Source organism: Paenibacillus diazotrophicus (assembly GCF_042610465.1).
The window spans coordinates 1,076,485-1,097,201 of sequence record NZ_JBGJZN010000001.1 but is presented as its reverse complement, the minus strand read 5'-3'; the positions used below and the strand labels follow the sequence as shown (position 1 = coordinate 1,097,201).

Sequence of the window (20,717 nt, the reverse complement as noted above, 5' to 3'; positions counted from 1 at the left end):
TTTATCGTCATAAATAAATCAAAAGTTCGACATACATATCAATTTTGAAAACGCTGACAAAAGTTCTGATTTTATAAAAACAGTAGCCTGAGTGTAAATACCGATCCCTGTTCCCCTTGCTATACTCAACTTGTCAAACGGGCAGACTGCCCGCGACACCAGAATAGTTCAGGGGGTAGCGCAGATTATGAAAAAGTATTCATTCATTATGCTGGCATTGGCACTTGTACTGGTATTATCCGCTTGCGGCAATAACGGAGGAAACAGCTCCGGCGGCAGTTCGGAAGGAACGAAGGGCAAGGTGGGCATTGCGATGCCGACGAAGTCCTCAGAGCGCTGGGTGAACGACGGCAACAATATGGTAAAAGAATTCAAGAGCCTGGGTTATGGCACAGACCTGCAATACGCTGAGGATGTTGTTGAGAACCAGGTATCACAGATCGAGAATATGATCACTAAGGGCGTGAATGCCATCGTTATCGCTTCCATTGACGGTGAAGCCCTGACAGACGTTCTGCAAAAAGCGCATGATGCTAACGTCAAAGTCATCGCCTATGACCGTCTGATCAAGAAAAGCGAATACGTGGATTACTACGCTACCTTCGATAATTTCAAAGTTGGTGTGCTGCAAGGCTCTTATATCGAGGAAAAGCTGGGACTGAAAGAAGGCAAAGGGCCGTTTAACATTGAACTTTTCGGCGGCTCGCCGGATGACAACAACGCCTACTTTTTCTTTGACGGAGCCATGTCGATCTTGAAGCCTTACATTGATTCGGGCAAGCTAGTTGTCCGCAGCAAGCAGATTACGATGGACCAAGTGGCTACACTTCGCTGGGATGGTGCGGCTGCTCAAGCCCGCATGGACAATCTGCTGAGTGCCAATTATGCCAGCGATAATCTGGATGCTGTCCTGTCCCCTTACGATGGCATCAGTATTGGTATTCTTTCTTCACTGAAAGGCGTGGGCTATGGTTCGGGTGACAAGAAGCTTCCGGTTGTAACCGGACAGGATGCTGAGCTCGCTTCTGTGAAGTCGATTCTGGCCGGAGAGCAGACACAGACTGTATTTAAGGATACTCGTCTGCTGGCCAAAAAAGCTGTAGAGATGACGGAGAGTGTACTAAACGGCACAGAAGCAGAAGTCAACGATACCACCACCTATGACAATGGAGTCAAAATTGTACCATCTTACCTGCTGGAGCCAGTATCAGTGGATGCTGCCAATGTGGATAAAGTGCTCGTAGAAGGCGGCTACTATACAAAAGAACAGCTTGGCGAATAGCAGGCTGCGAATGTTTTTAGCGGAATGCGGCAAGCAGTGCTTTTAAAGGCTGCAAGCCGCAACAACCGCTGCAACAGTCATAAAGGAAAGCTGGGTGAGAGGCAATGAGCGAGATTATTCTGGAAATGAAGGGCATAACCAAAACCTTTCCCGGGGTCAAGGCACTCTCCAACGTGAACCTGCAGGTTAGAGCCGGGGAAATTCATGCCCTCTGTGGTGAGAACGGAGCTGGAAAATCTACTCTGATGAAGGTACTGAGTGGCGTCTATCCGCATGGAACCTATGAGGGGGATATTTTATTTCAAGGACAGGTCTGTCAGTTCAAGGATATTAAAGATAGTGAAAGCCTGGGGATTGTCATTATCCATCAGGAGCTGGCCCTGATTCCTTATCTGTCCATCTCGGAGAATATTTTTCTCGGCAATGAACAGGCAAGTCGCGGGGTGATCAACTGGAACGCAACCACGGTCAAAACCAAGGAGCTGCTGGAGACCGTCGGCCTAAGTGAATCGCCGTTCACACAGGTATCCACGATTGGTGTCGGCAAGCAGCAGCTGGTGGAGATCGCCAAAGCGTTGTCCAAAGAGGTTAAGCTACTCATACTCGACGAACCGACAGCGGCATTGAATGAGGATGACAGTGAAAACCTGCTTACATTAATTCTCGAGCTAAAAAAACGCGGGATTGCTTCAATTATCATTTCCCACAAGCTGAATGAAATTGAGAAGGTAGCAGACTCTGTAACCATTCTACGGGATGGGCAGACGATCCGCACTTTGGATATGAAGCAAGATGAGGTTACCGAGGATGTCATTATTAAAGGCATGGTGGGCCGTGATTTGACCAATCGTTATCCGGAGCGGACGCCGAATCTGGGAGAGACAATTTTTGAAATCCGAGATTGGGAAGTATACCATCCGACTCAGGCGGGACGCAAAATGCTCGACAATATCAATCTCCATATCCGGCGCGGGGAAGTGGTTGGTATTGCCGGACTGATGGGAGCAGGGCGGACAGAGCTGGCAATGAGTGTATTCGGCAAATCGTACGGCAGACGGATCAGCGGCCAGTTGTTCATGCAGGGTAAAGAGGTCCATCTGAATGATATCAACAAAGCAATCGACAGCGGTTTGGCCTATGTGACTGAAGACCGCAAGCATTACGGACTGATTCTAATCGATGACATCAAACGTAATATTTCGCTCAGCAGCTTGAAGAAGCTGTCCCGCCGGGGTGTCATTAATGAGAACGAGGAAGTGCTGGTCGCGGAGGAATACCGCAGGAAGCTGAACATCAAGACGCCAAGCATTTTGCAGAAAACCGTGAACCTCAGCGGAGGCAATCAGCAAAAAGTTGTCCTCAGCAAATGGATCTACGCCCAGCCGGATATCCTCATTCTTGATGAGCCTACACGCGGAATTGATGTGGGAGCCAAATACGAAATTTACTCCATTATTAACGGGCTGGCGGCAGAAGGCAAAGGGGTGCTGGTCATTTCGTCGGAACTGCCGGAGATTATCGGAATGTGTGACCGGATTTATACCATGTGTGAAGGCCGCATCAGCGGCGAAGTGGAACGGCAGGATGCATCGCAGGAGCTGCTAATGAAATATATGACACGAAGCAGGGGGTAGCACCGCATGGGAGCGATAACTGAAATTTTCAAAAAGAATATCCGCCAATACGGCATGATCATTGCTCTGATCTTTATCTCGATTTTCTTTCAGATTCTTACAGACGGCATTCTGCTTAAGCCGCTTAATGTAACCAATCTGATTCTTCAGAACAGCTATATTCTGGTGCTGGCCATCGGGATGGTGCTCGTAATTATCACTGGTCATATCGACCTTTCTGTCGGTTCCGTAGCCGCTTTTATCGGGGCGCTGTCCGCAATAATGATGGTGGACATGCAGATGAATCCAGTGCTGGCGGTCATTCTCTCACTGCTGATGGGAGCACTGGTTGGAGCTTGGCAGGGCTTCTGGGTCGCTTATATCAAAATCCCCGCGTTCATCGTAACGCTTGCAGGTATGCTACTGTTCAGGGGGCTGACGATGATTGTGCTGAATGGCCAGTCGATAGCCCCTTTCCCCAAAACCTTTCAAAAGATCAGCTCCGGGTTCATTCCGGATATCTTTGGAGGAAGCACGCTGAATGTCCTGACATTAGTGGTGGGCGTTATACTGTCCGTACTGGTTGTCTATCAGGAGTTCCGTAACCGGAAAATCTCTGTCAAATATGGCTTTGAGCAAACCTCTGTCTGGCTCTCCATTGCCAAGGCTGCAGCGCTAGTAATCGTCATTAACTTGTTCACTTATGTCATTGCCCAATATAACGGGATTCCGAACATTCTGGTGATCCTGATGGTGCTGATCGTTATCTATTCCTTTGTTATGAATCATATGACGATGGGGCGTCACATTTACGCACTCGGCGGCAACGAGAAGGCAGCCAGTCTCTCCGGTGTCAAAACCAAACGTGTCACCTTCTGGGTATTCGTTAATATGGGTGTGCTCGCAGCCCTGTCCGGGCTGGTGTTTGCAGCCCGTCTGAATTCGGCGACACCAAAAGCCGGCACCAACTTCGAGCTGGATGCCATCGCAGCCTGCTTCATCGGAGGAGCATCTGCATCTGGCGGGATCGGAACGGTGGTAGGCGCCATCATCGGCGGCCTGGTCATGGGTGTTATGAACAACGGGATGTCACTCATCGGACTCGGTGTAGATTGGCAGCAAGGTATTAAAGGCCTGGTGCTGCTGCTGGCTGTGGGCTTTGATATTTACAATAAGTCGAAGACTGCTTAACAACTCTGGCTACTGTAATACAAGAAGTAGAAATGTGAAGAACCGCTCCTGGTATTATAAAGGAGAGGTTCTTTTCTATATAGAATTCAACTCGGATCATGATCTGGCCGATAGTAAAGGAGAGGTATGAACCGGATCCTTTCGTAGAATCAGGATGGAATTGACAGTTCTTTCTTAGTAAACTGCTTACATCTCTGCTATAATGTTGACAATATGTTTACATAAGACGTCATCCCATCATTCATTCAACTGGAGGCCACAGATGCAAATTCTCGCGATGCTGACCATGCTGATTGATCATATCGGCTACATTTTTTTTCCGGGAGAGATGGCCTGGAGATATGTGGGGAGAATTGCTTTTCCAATATACTGCTATGCGCTCGTACAAGGGCATATACATACATCATCAAGAACCCGTTATTTGAGGCGGCTGCTATGGATAGCGCTGTTAGCCCAGATTCCCTATAATCTGGCATTGGATCCTGGCGGCTGGAATGTCGTATTCACCTTGCTGCTCTCTGCAGCAGTTTTATTTATACTCGATAAGCTGCCTAATCTCTGGTATGGAATTCCAGTAATCCTTATTGCATTAATTCTCATGGACCGTCTACCGATGGATTATAATGCCTATGGTCTGCTGCTGGTGCTTATCTTCCGTTATGCCCGATTCTACTGGCTCATTCTGGCCCATTTCATACTCAATGTTGTGTATTTATTCTATTATGGATGGGTGATACAAATGTTCAGTATCGTGCCTGCTATTCTCATAGGAGCGGTTCCGGATTTCTGGAGGCTTCTGGAGAAAAAACGGCTGCCGCGCTGGATCTGGTGGTCATTCTACCCGGCCCATTTGGCGGTACTGGCAATAGTGAAGATTCTGATATTTCAGGAATGGGTATTTATAGATTGGCAGAGTCTGTTTACAATATAATCCTGTTAGCGGTTTCCTTTTATGCACGATCCTCCCTCTTTATGAGTTGATGGATATAGATTGTAAATATGATCAGAGGAGAAATGCTATGAAGAAAATGAAAGCAAGAACCAAGTGGTTGCTCCCTTTTCTCGCCGTACTGCTGATATTGGCAGGCTGCCAGAGTATTGCGGGATTTGATGTGAACAAGGCGCTACTGGGAGATCTGGATGTGAAGTCTTCTGAATCCAGCACCACCATGTCATTGAATGCTGTACCTGCTGCGGGAATTAGTGCGGAAGATAAGGAAATGGTAGATCTCATCAATTCCTTCTCTCTGAATCTTAGCAGTATGAAGCTTCAGGACAATGGCAACGTATCAGCAGCTGGAGTTGTAGGCTTCAAGCAATTATCTATTCCTTTTACATTCTTTATGGATAAAGAGGCTGTCGTCTTTAATGTTGAAGGAGCAAAACATCCATTCTACTACCCGATTGCCGGGTACGAAGAATCCATGGGCATTGAAGGACTTGACCAGAACAAAGCACAGGAGATTTCCAAGCTGCTGACCCAGTTCGTGGTGAAAAATCTGCCGAATCCCGGCGCGATCAGTGTAGCTGCTGTAAATGAATCTGTATATGGCGAACAACTGAATTTGACTAAGCTACATACGGAGATTACTGGCGATGAAATGCCGGTGCTTGTGAAGAGCTTCCTGAAATCCATTTCTAAGGATTCTGAAGGCTTTACGACTTTCATCAGCAGTCTCTATGATTATCTGTACCCGCTTCTCGAAGCCAATGGTATCGGGGCAGACGAACTCAGTGATCTGGGACTGGGCGAAATCCCGCTTGAAGACAAGGAAGGTGTAGTGACTGTAGTGCATGATGCGGCCAAATTGGCTGTAGATGCCCTTCTGCTTATCTATGATAAACAGCTGGATAATCTATACTCATCCACCCCAGAACTGAAAACCATCCTGAGCAAAGAGACCAAGCTTGATATCGATATGTTTGTAGATAGTGGATTCCATGTCCGCAAGCAAAATATCAATCTCTTTGTCGCATTGCCGGCAAGTGAGGATCTGCCGCTTCAGAGTATTTCCCTCAAAATGGCTACACAAACCTGGAACGTGAATGGTGCGGTAACCGCAGATTCGATTTCAACAGACGGAGCAATGGATTTGACTTCTGCCGGGCTTACACCAGGAGAGACCCTCCGAAGCTTTGCGCCAGGCTCAGATGTCTACAACATGCTCAAGAATGATATGAATATTACCGCAAAATCCCTGATGATTGCACCTGATGATGATTATTATTATCCGATTGTCGAAGGAGGCACTACCTACGTGCCACTACGGTATCTTGCTGAAGATATGGATGCAGCAGTGGAGTGGGATGGGGCAAAACGTGCGATCACTGTAACCGATGACGTCTACGGAGATAAGCTGGTATTCACAATTGGGTCTAACAAGGCTCTGATTAACGGGAAGACAGTGAAACTCCCGCAGCCGGTATTCGTGGACGAGTATGGTGATGCTTATGTACCGCTTCGTGTACTGGCAGAAGCGCTCCATGCAAAAGTTGAAGTGGACGAAGATGGATACATCTATATTGACCGTCCATAAGCTAAACTAAACAACAAAAAGCCGGAATCTCTTATACAAGAGGCTCCGGCTTTTTGACGTTCTATACTTTGCAGGATCATTCTTCTAAAGATTTTAGATTTGACAGTACCATTCTGAGTGAAACATTGCTGAGTTCTTTACCCTTAGCCATACTTTGGATATATCCGGACATGAATCCGCCGTCCATACCCATCCACAGTTCATAACCCGGCATGGCCTTGATTTCATCCAGCCTACTCGCAGCCGTCCCGGCGAAATAATTCACGTTAAGCCGTGACATCACTTCAGCCATCGACTGTTTTTCATCTTGGCTGAAGGTGGAGTCTTTGAGCTTGGACATTGCCTTCTCATACGACTGTCCCGCGAATACCTTCTCTGCATAATTTTTAAAGTCTAATAAATGGGGATCGGTACTACCATTGGCCTTGGCCCAGCCCTCCACATCGACCGCTGTAGTGTGATAGGTGACTTCCCGGGTAACAGGATCAAAGTGCATTGCACCATACTGGTGCGGGTTCACAGCCATAGCACTAGTAGCAATATCATAGACCGGCGAGTCTCCGGAACCGGCAGTACCGTCAGTCACTTCTTCTGGATCACGCGCAATATCCTGCATATGTATATGTCCGGACAATACCAGGTTTAGCCCGTCTTTGCGCAGGGTCTTCATCGTCTCCTGACTATTGTTAAGGGTGAATCCCGATACAGACATGGAGGTATGGCTGATCAGGTTATGGTGCATCACCGTAATGACGGAGGCCTGCTTCTCAGCTGCAAGCTTCGTGCACTCATCTATCCAGGATAGGGTTGAAGGGAGGATACGGCCGTCTGTCTGGGGAAACCCGTAGCTTTCGTTGTTGGCATACTGACTGCTGTCAATCATCAGCAGATATAATTCAGGTGCCGCTTGAACGAGGTAGCTAAGGCTGTCCTTGTCACGGGTAATAGCTTCCTTATAGCCGAAATCCGCATACAATTCTGTGAAATTCTCCGGAGTGATATGCGGAGCTACTACTTGCTTCCCCCCTTTGAACGATCTTGCCCATGGATTATTCAAGTCGTGATTGCCAGGAATAACATAGACATCGGTGCCCGCGGCTTCCACACGCTTCAGCTTCTCGGCTAGTTTCTTGTGGCTGCTTGCTTCCCCGTTATTGGTAAGATCCCCGCTGAGAATCAAAAACTCCGGCTTCTTTACCCCTGCATCATAGACAAGGGCTTCCATTAGTTCATCGCTGTAAGGCAGAATTTTACCATCTCCGCCATTCACATAAGCCTGAAAGGCTTCCCCGCCATCCTGAAGATCATTATCGAGATAATGGGTATCCGTAGCTACCCAGAAAGATATAGGAGCCATTGTTTCTTCCGCAGATACTACGCTTGCTGCTGCAGTATTTCGTAGTGACAAAGTTGTGTCCTTGCAGCTTGCAAGAGCGAAGCCGGCCGCTAAAAGTAAGGAAAGTGCATATATATTGGTCTTTTTTGTAGAAAACATCTCTTTATGGCTTTGAAATCTCATTCGATCAACCCTTCTTTTGAACTTTTGCTGAATTATTGTAGCCTATTTGGAGGGGGATTGTATATCGAAAAGTGAGTAACTGTTTCTTAATCATGGGAATGGAGTATACAGAATAGGGGAACGTATAATTATATTCGAGGCAAACAACAATAAGCGTTGGCATTGAAAATCAGTCAAAGGAAAAATTAAGAAAAAGTATTGTGAATTCGGAATAAAAGTGTTAAGATTTAAAAAAGTAAGTTACTAAATAAATGGAGGTTTAAATTTTATGTCTAAAAACTTTTTTGAAGCAGTAAAAGGCAGACGTTCCGTATATGCAATCAGCAAAGAATCCCCGATCTCTGATGCGGAAATCCAGGAAATTGTAGAAACGGCCGTTCTGCATAGCCCGACTTCATTTAACTCCCAGAGCTCGAGAGCAGTAGTACTGTTGGGAGATAAGCATGATAAGGTATGGGATATTACTTCAGAAACCCTTCGTAAAATTGTTCCCACAGAACAATTTGAAGGTACAGCCCAGAAATTATCTTCATTCAAAGCTGGTTACGGTACAGTACTTTTCTTTGAAGATCAGGCAGTGGTGAAGCATCTGCAGGAGAACTTTGCCTTGTACGCTGAGAATTTCCCGATTTGGTCTAACCAATCCTCCGGGATTCTTCAGTTTGTAGTATGGACAGCATTTGCTGATGCCGGTCTTGGTGCTTCACTGCAGCACTACAACCCGCTCATTGATGATGAAGTGAAAGCAACCTTTGATATTCCGGCAGACTGGAAGCTTATTGCCCAAATGCCTTTTGGCAAAACCGTGAACGCACCGGGTGAAAAGGAATTCCAACCGATCGAAGAACGTGTAAAAGTTATTAAATAAGCGATCCAGAAATGGTTTAAAACCTCTTTGATCAGGCTAATGATATCTATAGCCCGAATAAGGAGGTTTTTGTGATGCCATGGAACAAAGATGATTATCCAGATTCTCTGAAGAATTTTATGGCCCCGGTGCGCAATAAAGCAATTGAGATCGCCAATGCCCTCTTGGACGAAGGATATGAAGAGGGAAGGGCAATCTCCATCGCCACGGCACAAGCCAAAGAATGGGGCGAGAACCATGATAAGCAGATCCGCAAAAAGAACCAGTAACCATTGTCTGCCCGAATTGAATTAAAAAAAGAGGACGGCACGATAGATGTGCCTGTCCTCTTTTAGAAGGTCTTAAATATAACTGGCCGGTAAAGTTACCGTCTACTTAGTAGCAGGGGCTTCCGTGGCTGCCGGATCCGCGCTGGTAGCAGGAGATGCGGATGCTTTCGCTTTGGCATCAGTCAATGTATTCGTAATCTTGGCGCCAGCTTTCAGATCCGCAAGCCAAGTGCTAGACATTTCGGATACCTTTTGAGCTTTCAGGGTTTTGGTGATTTCTTCTTTTTTCTCTGCAAGCGTATATACATGAGCTTCTTTACGGTCAGTTACTTTGATAATATGGTAGCCGTACTCTGTTTTGACAGCGCCGCTAGTTTCACCAACTTTGAGCTTGAAGGCAGCATCAGCGAATTCAGCAACCATATCGCCCTTCTTGAAGAAATCAAGATCGCCGCCTTTATCTTTGGAGCCGGTATCAGCGGATTTCTCTTTCGCAAGCGCAGCAAAATCTGCGCCATCTTTCAGCTGTTTCAGAATGGCATCAGCTTCTTCTTTTGTCTTTACAAGAATATGGGAAGCGCGGACTTGTTCCTCCTGGTTGAAGGTAGCTTTGTTGTCCTCGAAGTATTTGGAAATTTCATCATCGGTAACCGTCACCTTAGGCTCAACGAGCTTGCGGATTTTAACCTGCAGCGGCATTTGTTTTTTCAGATCATCCAGCGTCATTGAACTTTGCTGCAAGGCACTGTTAAGCGCTTCTTCACCGCCAAATTGTGTTTTCAGATCTTCAATTTCATTAGTGATATCAGCATCGGTAACCGTAATATTGGCCTTTTTGGCCTCCTGGTCAACGAGCGTTGTGGTGATCAGGTTCTCCAGGGTGGAATCCCCGCCGGCTTCAACGAGCTTGTCGTATAGCTGAGCTTTGGTAATATCAGTACCATTGACGGATGCAACGGCTACTTTATTGTCATCCTTTTGGAAGGGCTGAACGATAAGAACAACGATAAGGGCTGCAGCCAGTACAAGTGATGTGATCATCCAGCCCTTTCCGCTTTTGGAGGATGGGGTGGATGGAGGTGTTCCTTCCCCGACTTTATTCATAACGGGAACATTGACAGCGCTGTCAGGTGTAGCATCCTCTTCGAATACTTCTGCAGCTTCCTGAGCGGTTACTGGTTCCAATTCAGGAGCAGATGAAGATTCCTCCAGAGTGGCTTCATTGATACCGGAAGTGCTGTTATCTTCCGTTGTTCCATTGTTGTCTAGCTGTTCATTCTCATTGAAATCCTTTTTGTCCATTATAATTAATGACTCCCTTCAATATAGGTGTTGCCTGTCTTTCTACAACTTTACCAGAAATCAGGATTCCAAACCTTAAGAAAGTATAAAAAAGCCGATTTACTTTTTAAGTTTTTCTTAAGATACAAAGAAAAAGCCGGAGTAACAGGGATATACCCATGTTACTCCGGCTTTGTGAAGGCTCCGCAGTCCTCGGTTGCAGCGGATATGTACCGCTTAGGAACTGAGGCTTTTCAACAGATGGCGAATGCTTTCCTGTTTGCGTCTTGGCACGCGGACCGTTTTGGCAAACAGGCCCATCTCCCCGAAATAAATACTGTCGTCTTCAATGGAACTGATCTTGTTGAGGTTAACGTAACAACCCCCATACACATGATAATAACTTGGATTAGATAACAAACGGTTAAGCTGTTCGGCAGTCATTCTCTTTTTAATGTTATAGTTTCTGCCGTGAAAAATGACCAAATCATGGTCTCCGACCTTAAAGAACAGAATGTCCGTTTCCACCTCGAAGTCCTCATACACATTTCTGGCTTCCAGCAGGCTGCTCATTCATGTTCCCCCTTTATAAAAAATAAAAACTCAATGTTAGCGCTTTCATTATAGCATATTGATTTGACCTTGAGAAGCCTTATTTTTAAAATGTTTTATGACATTTTCCGCTTGAGATTTGTCATAGACACTGAAAAAATGTAAATTATATAGATGGCTAACCCGAAATGAGATGCCTAGGCTTACAAGAGAGATGAACCATTGGAGGAGGATGACCGAGATGAAAGACCATACTAGACTGCTGCTGTTTACCGGTTCCTACGCAAGCGCTGAGGAAAGCGGGGTTCAGGTATTTGAATTCGATGGAGAAGCTGGAGGTACACTTACATTGGTGGATAAGATTCAGGGTATTACTAACCCGACCTTTGTGAATGTAAATCCTGCCGAAGGCCGGCTGTATGCCATCGGAGAAAAGTCGAATGGGGAAGGTGGCAAGGAAGGGGAAGTGGTATCTTTTTCCATTGATCCGCAGTCTGGCAAGCTCACCGAATTGAACCGTGTTTCAACGATGCCTGCCACAGGCAGCAAACAAACTACAACTTGCCATATTTCAAGAGATGCTCACAATGAATATCTTATAGTATGCAGCTATCATGGTGGACTGGTGGGTCTGTTGACTCTGGATCAGGAAGGACTGCCGGTTCGGCTGGAGGATACTGCTGTACATACGGGTCAAAGAAATCTACCTGGGCAGGAGAAACCTCATCCCCATTCTGCCATCTTCAGTCCGGATGAGAAATTCCTCTTCGTTGCTGATCTTGGGCTTGATCTGATTCGTACTTACCGGATTAACCACGAGGCGAAGAAGCTGGAAGTGCTGGGGGATACTTTGCTGCATGAAGGAGCCGGACCGCGCCATTTCGTTTTTCATCCGGACGGCAAATCCGCTTATGTCATTAATGAATTGGATTGTACCGTTACCTCTTTTATCTATGATCGGAATGCCGGAACGCTTCAAACGGTTGCCACAATCTCTACATTGCCTGAAGGCTACCCATCAGCTGACAATGGCTGTGCTGAAATTGCCTTATCTTCAGATGGTCTTTATTTATATGGATCAAACCGCGGACATGACAGTATTGTGGTCTACGCCGTTGACCCAGCAACTGCCGTACTTACACTAGTAGAACATGTCTCCACCCGTGGTGGGCATCCCCGCCATTTTACCTTGACTCCGGACGGGGCTTACCTGATAGTTGCTAATCGTGATGGCAATAATCTGGTTGTATTCCGTGTTGACCGCGCAACCGGGAGGCTTGCCTTCACGGGTCATACAGCTGAGGTCTCCAAACCGGTATGTGTAAAACCAGCATATTTTCCTTTGGTACTATAAATTTCGGGAGAATCCCGCACTGTGAGGAACAGGGGGATGTTGTACGAGGTTAGCCCTTAACATCCCTACAAATTTATGCAAAAGGAACACCGGAGCTGCATGCTCCGGTGTTCCTTTTGAGAAGAGGCTTGTGGCAAAATATGCTTATTTTAGCGAAACGGGCTTCAGCGGCACGATGGTGGAAACAGCCGATTTGAACAGCACATTCTGTCTACCGTCACCTTGACCCTGCAAAGTGATGGTATATGCGTCGTAGGAGGTTACTTGTCCCTGCATTTTGACTCCATTGGTAGTAAAGATTGTCACGGGAACCTTGGTTGAGATGCATTGGTTCAACAAACGTTCCTGTAATTTCAGAGTTTCCACTTTGGCAGCACTCCATCTTTTTTGAATTGTCTTCCAAGGTATTATACCACGGGTAAGACCTTCTCAGGAAATAGAGTCGCCAAGTTTAAGAGTATACAAGGAGGTAGTCAAGCTGCAACTTCTATATAGATACAAAAGTTTTCGTGGTTTTTTATGTTTTCTGCTTGTGTTTGCTGTGATCGCTGTGTTTGTGAAATTGGATCGGATCTCTGGTTTTGATATCTCGATCATACACGCGGTACAATCAGCAGAAATTCCGGCACTCACTTCCCTGGCCAAAGGTCTATCTCTGGTGGGTTCCTCAAAACTTGCGATAGGTATTTCACTTATTACTATGGCCCTGTTGTTCTTTGTACTGAAGCACAGGTTGGAACTTCTCTTGTTTCTTGTAGTCGGCTTAGGCTCGCAGGTGCTGAACACATGGATGAAGTTATGGTTTCACCGGGAGCGCCCTAACGTTCACAGGCTTATTGAACAGGCAGGATACAGTTTCCCCAGCGGCCACTCTATGGCGGCATTTTCGCTCTATGGTGTGCTTGCGTTCCTGCTGTGGAGGCATATGAGGAGCAGTACCGAACGGATATTGCTGATTCTCTTTACTGTGTTAATGACAGGAGGGATCGGCTGGAGCCGTGTGTATTTGGGCGTTCACTACCCTAGTGATGTCATTGGAGGATACGCTGCAAGCGGGGCTTGGTTGCTGCTGTGTGTCACCTGCTTTGAGGTATATCGGAATTCCAGGATGCAGGGAAAGCAGAGCCTATAAAATATACGGATCCCCTATACAGCTCGTATGGGAATCCGCATTTGCTAACAATTGGTTCGTGGATATGAAATCAAGGTGTTCTGGAAGGCAAGGCTGAAGATTTGGGCTCCTGAACATGTGCCGTGCGGCTAATACTCAGTTTCATAAGCGCCGGCAGGCTGGCTTTTAGCTTATCCGCCTCTTCACGGGTAAGCTGGCCTTCTTTAATCGAAGCATCGAGCTTCAGGCTTGCCGCATCACTTAGCTTTTGAATATATTGCTCTTCGGTCCAGCCTTTTTTCTCCTGAGCTAAAGTATATAGCGTTTTTCCTGCTCTAAGGCTGCGGATTATTTCTGTACGGTCCATCTCCAGCAGCTTGGACGTTTCATTGATGATGAAATGTCCGCGTGCGGCCTTAAATCCCTTGTCCATATTAGGCGCATGGGAATGGTGATGTTCTTTTTCAGCATGAACCGCCGAATCCGGCTTAGCGGAAGGAATATTACCTGCCGTATTCTCAGCATAAGCGGCGGCAGGAGCCAAACAGAGCAGAAATGCTGTTGCGAAGGCTGTGATTCTTTTGACATTGTTGTTCATTGTTTCACCTCTACTGTAATGTGTTGGGACTGCAGTACCCAGTATTCCCCGTATGCTGAAAGAAACCTGAAAGCCGGCTTAAGACATACTAAAATTCGCCAGCCCGCATCTTGGGTAATAATGTCTGTGCTTTATTAGAGATGAACCAAAGCAGATCAGGATATACATATTTGTACGAAGTGAAATCAATGATGTAATGCTCACAAAACTTAGGCATATGCTTTCGAAGTGAGTTTTGTACGAAGTGAAATCGATGAAGTAATGCTCACAAAACTTTAGGAGGGATGGATTTGGCTTTTGGCGCCCGCATACTCAAAACCGGATTGGCAGTAACCCTTGCCCTCTATCTGTCCGCTCTGCTTAACTTCACATCCCCCGTGGGCGCGGCGATTGCAGCGATATTCGCAATGCAACCCTCAATATACAGATCCTGGCGTTATTTTCTGGACCAGATACAGACAAGTACCATGGGTGCTGTACTGGCGCTCCTGGGTGGAATGCTGCTATCCAATGAACCGATTGCCGTCGGTCTGGTATGTATTCTTGTGATTATGATCAGTATGAGAATGAACCGGGCCGATACGATAGGTCTGACACTGGTAACCGTGATCTCGGTCATGGAGGCCTCGGGACAGTGGGAGTTTGCTTTAACCCGTTTTTTACTCACGCTGACCGGTATTATTGCAGCATTTATCATTAATATCGCAGTATTTCCTCCCCAGCCGCGTAAGCAATATATCCAGCAGATTGAAAATGTTTTTGGAAGCCTGTCATTACTGCTCAGAACTGCCGTGTCGCACGAGATGAAGGAGAGCGTCTTCCGTGATGAGAAAAATGCGCTGGAAGGCTCTATCCGGTCGCTTGCAGACAAATATGCTTTGTTTGAGGAGGAGCAAAAGCAGCTTCGCAGAGCTAAATACAGCCAAACCCGGCAAATGGTCGTCTACAAGAATCTGCTGGCTTCACTGCAGAAAGGGTTTGAGGTGCTGGAGGCGGTGGACCGGCATTATTTTCAGGCTGAACGTACAGAACGCACAGACGAGCTGTTCGACCGTCATTTGGAGCAGCTAATCAAATACCATGAGACGATTTTGCTCAAATTCGAAGACAAACTGAAGCCGGGAGCGACCGATATCGACCCGCTCAGCGAAGACAACGACAGTTTCCTGCAAGCAGCAATCAGCGGCTATGATGCAGAGAAAAGCGGGCAGTTGAGGTTATCTGTTGTAGCTGCGGCGGTCTATGACTATGGGTACCAGCTGGAGCGCCTGGATAAGGTGGCGGACCAGATCAATCGTCTTACCGGTGATGAAAAAGAATAATCCGCTATCCCTAATGAATATTCGAATAAGTTGACCATCCATCGGAATGAGGAGCATACTTTATAGTGATCAGCTTGTAAGGGCATCGATTGGAACACAGCAAAAGATCCGGCCCCAAAGGGGACCGGATCATCAAAGACTTGATTAAATATAATGTAGTTGTTACAATTGAAGGATATCAGTAACTCTAGATATACAAAGCACAATTACGCAACTTAATTGTAACATGATAATGCGTGGATGTCAACCTTTCGGAGGGGATGAATTTCAATGGAGAAACACGATATTGAATGGAAAGAAGAGCAGGAAAGGGTCGATGGAATCACGAAGCTGCTGACAGCACATATCCGGAGGTTATCCGGTGAGCTCGGTCTTCATCGCAGTGATGTCGTGGATATGCGTAAAGAGTTCTGGGAAGAGGTTACTGTGAATTTCAGCAGCCCGGATGACCTTGGGGAAACATCAACAAGTCTTCGGCAGCAGGCCCAGATTCTGAATGAACGTGAACGCCATCATCTACAATCAAGCAAAGCACTTAAAAAATATAGAAAGCTGGTTGTTTCCCCATATTTCGGCCGGATTGATTTTAAGGAGACACCTGAAGCCGGGACAGAGAAGATTTATCTGGGTATCGGTTCGTTAATGGAGGATAACGGTACTTTCCTGATCTACGACTGGCGCGCCCCCATCTCCAGTCTTTATTATGACGGGGCTCCGGGACCGGCATCCTATGAAACGCCCGGGGGCCAAATCTCCGGAACGATGGAGTTAAAGCGCCAGTTCGTCATCGATAACGGTTCGATAGAAGTCATGTTTGATACAGGCGTTACCATCGGTGACGAATTGCTCCAGCAAGTCCTCAGCCACAGCGCTGACGACCGGATGAAAAGCATCGTTGCGACGATACAGAAGGAGCAGAATGCCATCATCCGCAATGACCGGAGCCGGATGCTTGTCGTTCAAGGAGCTGCCGGCAGCGGTAAAACCTCAGCCGCATTGCAGCGTGTAGCCTATCTATTATATAAATACCGCGAGGTGCTCCAAGCAGACCAAATGCTGCTCTTTTCGCCCAATCCGCTTTTCAACAGCTATGTCTCCACAGTGCTGCCGGAGCTGGGTGAAGAAAATATGCAGCAGACCACGTTCCAGATGTATTTGGAGCATCGGCTAGGCCAGGAATTCGAGCTTGAGGATGTTTTCAATCAGACGGAAAGTCTGCTGAATGCCCCGGACGGGCCCGAGGCGGCTATACGCAGAGAAGGGATCGCTTATAAATCCTCAGTGGCTTTTCTGGATGTGATCCGGCATTACGTTAATCTTCTGGAGCATGAAGGGATGCTGTTTAAACCGCTTATGTTTCAAGGCCGGGCTGTGGTTAGCAAGGAAGAGATGGAGCACAAGTTCTACAGCTTCGATCCCAGTATTAAACTGGCGAACCGGATTGATCTTATGACGGGCTGGCTGCTCAAAAAAATCGCTGCATTCAGCGTGGAAGAACGGGATTCGCAATGGGTGGAGGATCAGATTGAGCTGATGGATTCCAGTGACTATCAGCGCGCTTATAATATGCTCCGCCGTAAGGGTGGAGGCCAGAATGACAGCTTTGATGATTTCGATATGGAGAAAACCTCGCTGGCCAGATTTATCGTCAGTCAGCGTCTAAAGCCCCTGCGCGGCTGGACCAAACGCAGTAGGTTTGTGGATGTGAAGGGGCTCTACAGCCTGCTTTTTACGGATCAAGAATTAATGGAACGTCTGAGCGGTGGCCGCAGGCTGCCTGAGGCCTGGAATGACATCTGCCGGCAGACTTTAATTTCGCTGAACCAGAACGAACTTGCTTATGAAGATGCAACACCTTTTCTATATCTGAAAGAGCTTAGTCAGGGTTTTCGCACGAACACACTAATTCGTCATGTGATTGTAGATGAGGTGCAAGATTACTCTCCATTCCAGCTGGAATTCATGCGGCGGCTGTTCCCGCGGGCCAAAATGACGGTGCTTGGTGATCTGAATCAGGCGATTTATGCCCAAGGCGAGGTGCTGGGGGATCTGGGAGGACTGGTCAGTATCTATGGGGAAGAGAACACCGAAGTCATTTCCCTAACCCGCAGCTATCGCTCTACGTATGAGATTGTTGAGTTTACACGTTCGATGATACCCGGAGGGGAAAAGATCATTCCATTTAACCGGCGGGGAGAATCACCGTTGCTGACGGTTATGGACAATGAGGAAGGCCTGCTGGCTTCTATAGAAAAGGATGTACTGAATTTGCATTCCATGGGTTATCATTATGTGGCCGTAATCTGCAAGACTGCTGAAGAAAGTGCACGCGTTCATGCTGAACTGCAGGACCGGCTTCCAGTGAGGCTGGTTACCAAGGATACGCCCAATTTTCAAAAAGGAACGCTGGTTCTCCCCGCCTATCTGGCCAAGGGGGTTGAATTCGATGCCGTTATCATTTACGACGGCTCTGAAGCTAAATATGGCCGCGAAAGTGAACGCAAGCTGTTCTATACCGCATGCACCCGGGCTATGCATCTGCTCCATATCTACAGTCTGGGCCAGCCCAATCATTTCCTGCCTGCTGAAGTTCGTGAGTCCGTGACTGCCGGGGCTTCACAGAGATAAGAACCGAAGATTTCAATACGTAAAGACCGCCTTCATAAGGATATTGGAAGGCGGTCTTTGCTGTGCGTTAGATTTAATTTAAAGGGATATCAATGGGTCTTATCCGTAGCCGTAACATCTTAGGCGGAATTTATTTGCCTACTGGATGATTTATGGAAGGTTCCTGGGCAAAGCTACGGCGTTGATACCGCGAAGTAAGCAAAATAACCAAATAGATCAACAACAATAAAAGCGGGGCAAGGGTTGAATAACGGTACATGACAGCATAGCTGGTATAAAGTGCAATCGAACCGAGAATCAGCGAGCCGATAGCTACACCCAGATCCAGTGAGTTAAAGAACATCCCGTTAGCCATCCCGCGCTGCCGGGGCTCTACAGACTGGATCATCCAGGTCTGCAGTGCAGGCTGCATGGATCCGAATCCGATACCATAACATATCGCGGCCGGAAACAGTGCGGCTGTTGATGTGGCGAAAGAGAGCAGCAGCAATCCTGCAATAATGAAGAGACTGCCTGGAATGAGCAGAGCGGGAGGACCATAACGGTCGTAGATTTTGCCGGATAGAGGTCTTACCACTACAATAGCGACAGCATTGAACATGAAGAAGTAAGCGATATGTTCAAGATGAATTTCATTACCGAAGAGAGCCAGAAATCCCAGAAGCCCCCCGTAAGAGACAGAGAGCAGAAAGTTAAGCACACAGGGAACGAATAGTCTGCGGAAGGCTCCACCTTTGAGTTGTGTCACCGGAGTATTTGCGGGCTCCTTGTGATGTGCCGGCAAATTAGCGGTCAGACGGTAGCCAAGCGGCACAATCAGCGCCAATACGGCGATTGTACAGATCAGCAGCGAGCTGAAGCCGGGCCCCTGAAGTAGGCTCAGCCCGAGAAGGGGACCGGCTGACATGGCGAGACTCGTAGACAGGCCGAAGTACCCCATGCCTTCACCCATCCGCCGGATCGGAATTACATCAGAGGCCATCGTCGGGAAGGCGGTGCTGGCCATGCCGAATCCTACCCCGAACAGCATCCGCATAAGCAAGAGAGCAAGAATGCTTCCTGCCCAGTAGTAACCGATAACCGCAGCAAGGGATATAGCAAGCCCAAGGAAGATCAGCAGATTGCGGCCGCCTTTCTCCATAGCCTTCGCAGAGAGGAGGCGTGAAGCGATGGCACTCAGTGCGAAGAGACTGGTCACAAGACTGACTTGAACAGATGAAGCGTGAAGTGTTTCTTCTGCATAGGCAGGGAGAGTGGAGAGGGTCATCTGCAGGCCCATGAACAGCATTAAATTGCAGATCGTAAGAATAATAAATGACGGGGTCCATAAACGTTCAGATGTATGATTCAAAACGGGTGTCTCCTATTCTTGAAGTGTATTTCCGGTGTTGTTGTAGATCAATTCCAGCATGGAGCGGAGATCTTCAAGCTGTTGCCGGCTTAGTCCATTAACAGCTGTTGCAATGGTCTGTTGCTCCAGAGTAACCGTGTGCTCTATCAATGACTTGCCTGTCTCTGTTGCATAGAGTAAGAAGGCACGCCGGTCGGTGGGGCTCATGGTCTTGTGGATGAAACCTTTCTTCTGCAAAAGCTCCACAATGCGGGCAGTCGTCGGCTGGTCTTTGGCAGCCGCAGCGGCAACCTCTTTCTGATTGATGCCTTCATGGTCACAGATCATCAGCAGGATAGACCACTGCTCAGGGGTGATGTCATAGGGCTTAAGGACACGGGCGAATAGATTGGAGATTCTCCGGTGCGTAGAGCCCAGCAAAAATCCGAGAAAATCTTGATGTGAAGAATGGGACATGAATAGTCGTCCTTTCCAATATACTTGTTATGACAATTATATTTAAGACAATTAAAATTGTCAATGAACAACAAAAAAGCCTATCCCCGCATTAGCGGAAATAGGCTGGTAATTTATCGTTAAACAGTGCTTAGAGCTGCGGAACCTTCTCCCAGTCCTTCAGGAAACGCTCGATGCCGCTATCAGTGAGCGGATGCTTCCAGAGTGAAGGCAGGAGGGAACCAGGAATGGTTGCAATATGTGCACCTGCAATGGCAGCCTGCTCCACATGCGCAATGTTACGGATACTCGCAGCGATGATCTCCGATTGGAGTCCGTAATTGGTCAGGATCGTCTTCAAATCCGAGATCAGCTTCATGCCATCTACACCGATATCATCCAGACGTCCAACAAACGGGCTGATATAGGTAGCCCCGGCTTTGGCTGCCATCAGGCCCTGAGCTGCCGAGAAGATGAGGGTTACGTTGGTTTTTATACCTTTTTTGGTTAGTTCATAACATGCTTCCAGACCATCTTCGGTCATTGGCAGCTTGATCACAACATTCGGTGCCCATTCAGCGATTTCATAAGCTTCCTTCAGCATTTCTTCAGCTTTCAGACCGATGACCTCAGCACTGACAGGGCCTGGGACGATCGCAACGATTTCTTTGATTACATCTTTGAACAGTCTGCCTTCTTTGGCGATAAGCGACGGATTCGTCGTTACGCCATCCACTAATCCGAGGCGGGTAATACGTTTGATTTCTTCAATATTTCCGGTATCCAAGAAAAATTTCATTTCGTGG

The 20,717-nt window shown here is 47.2% G+C and carries 19 protein-coding genes; 11 read left to right on the top strand and 8 right to left on the bottom strand.

Going from position 1 to position 20,717, the window contains the following annotated elements:
• Positions 1–187: 187 nt before the first annotated feature.
• The 5 genes from chvE to ACAN54_RS04910 all read left to right on the top strand — a co-directional run bounded on the left by chvE (position 188) and on the right by ACAN54_RS04910 (position 6,623).
• A complete protein-coding gene (chvE, locus tag ACAN54_RS04930; protein WP_379153157.1) occupies positions 188–1,282 on the top strand; it encodes a multiple monosaccharide ABC transporter substrate-binding protein in 1,095 nt (364 codons plus the stop codon).
• A gap of 104 nt (positions 1,283–1,386) precedes the next feature.
• Positions 1,387–2,916 carry a multiple monosaccharide ABC transporter ATP-binding protein gene (gene mmsA / locus ACAN54_RS04925; protein ID WP_379153155.1) on the top strand — a complete coding sequence of 510 codons (1,530 nt, stop codon included), beginning with the start codon at positions 1,387–1,389 and terminating at the stop codon, positions 2,914–2,916.
• Between the two features lie 6 nt (positions 2,917–2,922).
• Positions 2,923–4,086, top strand: a complete 1,164-nt coding sequence (gene mmsB, locus ACAN54_RS04920) for a multiple monosaccharide ABC transporter permease (protein WP_379153153.1) — start codon at positions 2,923–2,925, stop codon at positions 4,084–4,086.
• A 262-nt stretch (positions 4,087–4,348) separates the two neighbouring features.
• The gene (locus ACAN54_RS04915) at positions 4,349–5,017 is read left to right on the top strand and encodes a TraX family protein (RefSeq protein WP_379153151.1); all 669 of its coding nucleotides are present in this window, start codon (positions 4,349–4,351) and stop codon (positions 5,015–5,017) included.
• A gap of 88 nt (positions 5,018–5,105) precedes the next feature.
• The gene (locus tag ACAN54_RS04910) at positions 5,106–6,623 is read left to right on the top strand and encodes a copper amine oxidase N-terminal domain-containing protein (protein ID WP_379153149.1); all 1,518 of its coding nucleotides are present in this window, start codon (positions 5,106–5,108) and stop codon (positions 6,621–6,623) included.
• A gap of 76 nt (positions 6,624–6,699) precedes the next feature.
• On the opposite strand, the gene ACAN54_RS04905 is transcribed toward ACAN54_RS04910, so the two are convergent.
• On the bottom strand, positions 6,700–7,980 hold the full coding sequence (locus ACAN54_RS04905) for a metallophosphoesterase (protein WP_379153147.1): 1,281 nt from the start codon (positions 7,978–7,980) through the stop codon (positions 6,700–6,702).
• A gap of 430 nt (positions 7,981–8,410) precedes the next feature.
• Between ACAN54_RS04905 and ACAN54_RS04900 the strand changes: the two genes are divergently transcribed.
• Complete coding sequence (locus ACAN54_RS04900) at positions 8,411–9,010, top strand: nitroreductase family protein (protein WP_379153145.1); 600 nt, start codon at positions 8,411–8,413, stop codon at positions 9,008–9,010.
• Positions 9,011–9,084: 74 nt separating this feature from the next.
• A complete protein-coding gene (locus ACAN54_RS04895; RefSeq protein WP_379153143.1) occupies positions 9,085–9,279 on the top strand; it encodes a DUF2188 domain-containing protein in 195 nt (64 codons plus the stop codon).
• 102 nt (positions 9,280–9,381) lie between these two features.
• On the opposite strand, the gene ACAN54_RS04890 is transcribed toward ACAN54_RS04895, so the two are convergent.
• Positions 9,382–10,581: a peptidylprolyl isomerase gene (locus ACAN54_RS04890; RefSeq protein WP_379153141.1), complete on the bottom strand. Its 1,200-nt coding sequence runs from the start codon at positions 10,579–10,581 to the stop codon at positions 9,382–9,384.
• A 216-nt stretch (positions 10,582–10,797) separates the two neighbouring features.
• A complete protein-coding gene (locus ACAN54_RS04885; protein ID WP_379153139.1) occupies positions 10,798–11,133 on the bottom strand; it encodes a LytTR family transcriptional regulator DNA-binding domain-containing protein in 336 nt (111 codons plus the stop codon).
• A 220-nt stretch (positions 11,134–11,353) separates the two neighbouring features.
• Here ACAN54_RS04885 and ACAN54_RS04880 point away from each other — a divergent pair, with 220 nt between their 5' ends.
• Positions 11,354–12,466, top strand: a complete 1,113-nt coding sequence (locus ACAN54_RS04880) for a lactonase family protein (RefSeq protein ID WP_379153137.1) — start codon at positions 11,354–11,356, stop codon at positions 12,464–12,466.
• 144 nt (positions 12,467–12,610) lie between these two features.
• Here the strand turns inward: ACAN54_RS04880 and hfq are convergent, their stop codons facing one another.
• Positions 12,611–12,832, bottom strand: a complete 222-nt coding sequence (gene hfq / locus ACAN54_RS04875) for an RNA chaperone Hfq (RefSeq protein WP_379153135.1) — start codon at positions 12,830–12,832, stop codon at positions 12,611–12,613.
• A 190-nt stretch (positions 12,833–13,022) separates the two neighbouring features.
• Here hfq and ACAN54_RS04870 point away from each other — a divergent pair, with 190 nt between their 5' ends.
• Complete coding sequence (locus ACAN54_RS04870; RefSeq protein ID WP_379153133.1) at positions 13,023–13,598, top strand: phosphatase PAP2 family protein; 576 nt, start codon at positions 13,023–13,025, stop codon at positions 13,596–13,598.
• Positions 13,599–13,668: 70 nt separating this feature from the next.
• On the opposite strand, the gene ACAN54_RS04865 is transcribed toward ACAN54_RS04870, so the two are convergent.
• A complete protein-coding gene (locus ACAN54_RS04865; RefSeq protein ID WP_379153131.1) occupies positions 13,669–14,175 on the bottom strand; it encodes a hypothetical protein in 507 nt (168 codons plus the stop codon).
• Between the two features lie 290 nt (positions 14,176–14,465).
• On the opposite strand from ACAN54_RS04865, the gene ACAN54_RS04860 reads away from it, so the two are divergent.
• Both ACAN54_RS04860 and helD read left to right on the top strand, forming a co-directional pair.
• Positions 14,466–15,497, top strand: a complete 1,032-nt coding sequence (locus tag ACAN54_RS04860) for an FUSC family protein (RefSeq protein WP_379153129.1) — start codon at positions 14,466–14,468, stop codon at positions 15,495–15,497.
• Positions 15,498–15,767: 270 nt separating this feature from the next.
• Positions 15,768–18,125: an RNA polymerase recycling motor HelD gene (gene helD / locus ACAN54_RS04855; protein WP_379153127.1), complete on the top strand. Its 2,358-nt coding sequence runs from the start codon at positions 15,768–15,770 to the stop codon at positions 18,123–18,125.
• A 130-nt stretch (positions 18,126–18,255) separates the two neighbouring features.
• Here the strand turns inward: helD and ACAN54_RS04850 are convergent, their stop codons facing one another.
• From ACAN54_RS04850 to fsa, 3 genes are all read right to left on the bottom strand, one after another.
• The gene (locus tag ACAN54_RS04850) at positions 18,256–19,476 is read right to left on the bottom strand and encodes an MFS transporter (RefSeq protein ID WP_379153125.1); all 1,221 of its coding nucleotides are present in this window, start codon (positions 19,474–19,476) and stop codon (positions 18,256–18,258) included.
• Between the two features lie 12 nt (positions 19,477–19,488).
• Positions 19,489–19,932 carry a MarR family winged helix-turn-helix transcriptional regulator gene (locus ACAN54_RS04845; protein ID WP_379153123.1) on the bottom strand — a complete coding sequence of 148 codons (444 nt, stop codon included), beginning with the start codon at positions 19,930–19,932 and terminating at the stop codon, positions 19,489–19,491.
• 130 nt (positions 19,933–20,062) lie between these two features.
• The gene (gene fsa / locus ACAN54_RS04840; RefSeq protein ID WP_379153121.1) at positions 20,063–20,710 is read right to left on the bottom strand and encodes a fructose-6-phosphate aldolase; all 648 of its coding nucleotides are present in this window, start codon (positions 20,708–20,710) and stop codon (positions 20,063–20,065) included.
• Positions 20,711–20,717: the final 7 nt, after the last annotated feature.

Coding starts and splice junctions, on each gene's coding strand:
- chvE (WP_379153157.1), top strand. CDS start 188: ATGAAAAAGTATTCATTCATTATGCTGGCATTGGCACTTGTACTGGTA.
- ACAN54_RS04905 (WP_379153147.1), bottom strand. CDS start 7,980: ATGGCTCCTATATCTTTCTGGGTAGCTACGGATACCCATTATCTCGAT.
- fsa (WP_379153121.1), bottom strand. CDS start 20,710: ATGAAATTTTTCTTGGATACCGGAAATATTGAAGAAATCAAACGTATT.
- ACAN54_RS04845 (WP_379153123.1), bottom strand. CDS start 19,932: ATGTCCCATTCTTCACATCAAGATTTTCTCGGATTTTTGCTGGGCTCT.
- ACAN54_RS04910 (WP_379153149.1), top strand. CDS start 5,106: ATGAAGAAAATGAAAGCAAGAACCAAGTGGTTGCTCCCTTTTCTCGCC.
- ACAN54_RS04915 (WP_379153151.1), top strand. CDS start 4,349: ATGCAAATTCTCGCGATGCTGACCATGCTGATTGATCATATCGGCTAC.
- ACAN54_RS04885 (WP_379153139.1), bottom strand. CDS start 11,133: ATGAGCAGCCTGCTGGAAGCCAGAAATGTGTATGAGGACTTCGAGGTG.
- ACAN54_RS04890 (WP_379153141.1), bottom strand. CDS start 10,581: ATGGACAAAAAGGATTTCAATGAGAATGAACAGCTAGACAACAATGGA.
- mmsA (WP_379153155.1), top strand. CDS start 1,387: ATGAGCGAGATTATTCTGGAAATGAAGGGCATAACCAAAACCTTTCCC.
- ACAN54_RS04900 (WP_379153145.1), top strand. CDS start 8,411: ATGTCTAAAAACTTTTTTGAAGCAGTAAAAGGCAGACGTTCCGTATAT.
- mmsB (WP_379153153.1), top strand. CDS start 2,923: ATGGGAGCGATAACTGAAATTTTCAAAAAGAATATCCGCCAATACGGC.
- ACAN54_RS04865 (WP_379153131.1), bottom strand. CDS start 14,175: ATGAACAACAATGTCAAAAGAATCACAGCCTTCGCAACAGCATTTCTG.
- helD (WP_379153127.1), top strand. CDS start 15,768: ATGGAGAAACACGATATTGAATGGAAAGAAGAGCAGGAAAGGGTCGAT.
- ACAN54_RS04880 (WP_379153137.1), top strand. CDS start 11,354: ATGAAAGACCATACTAGACTGCTGCTGTTTACCGGTTCCTACGCAAGC.
- ACAN54_RS04895 (WP_379153143.1), top strand. CDS start 9,085: ATGCCATGGAACAAAGATGATTATCCAGATTCTCTGAAGAATTTTATG.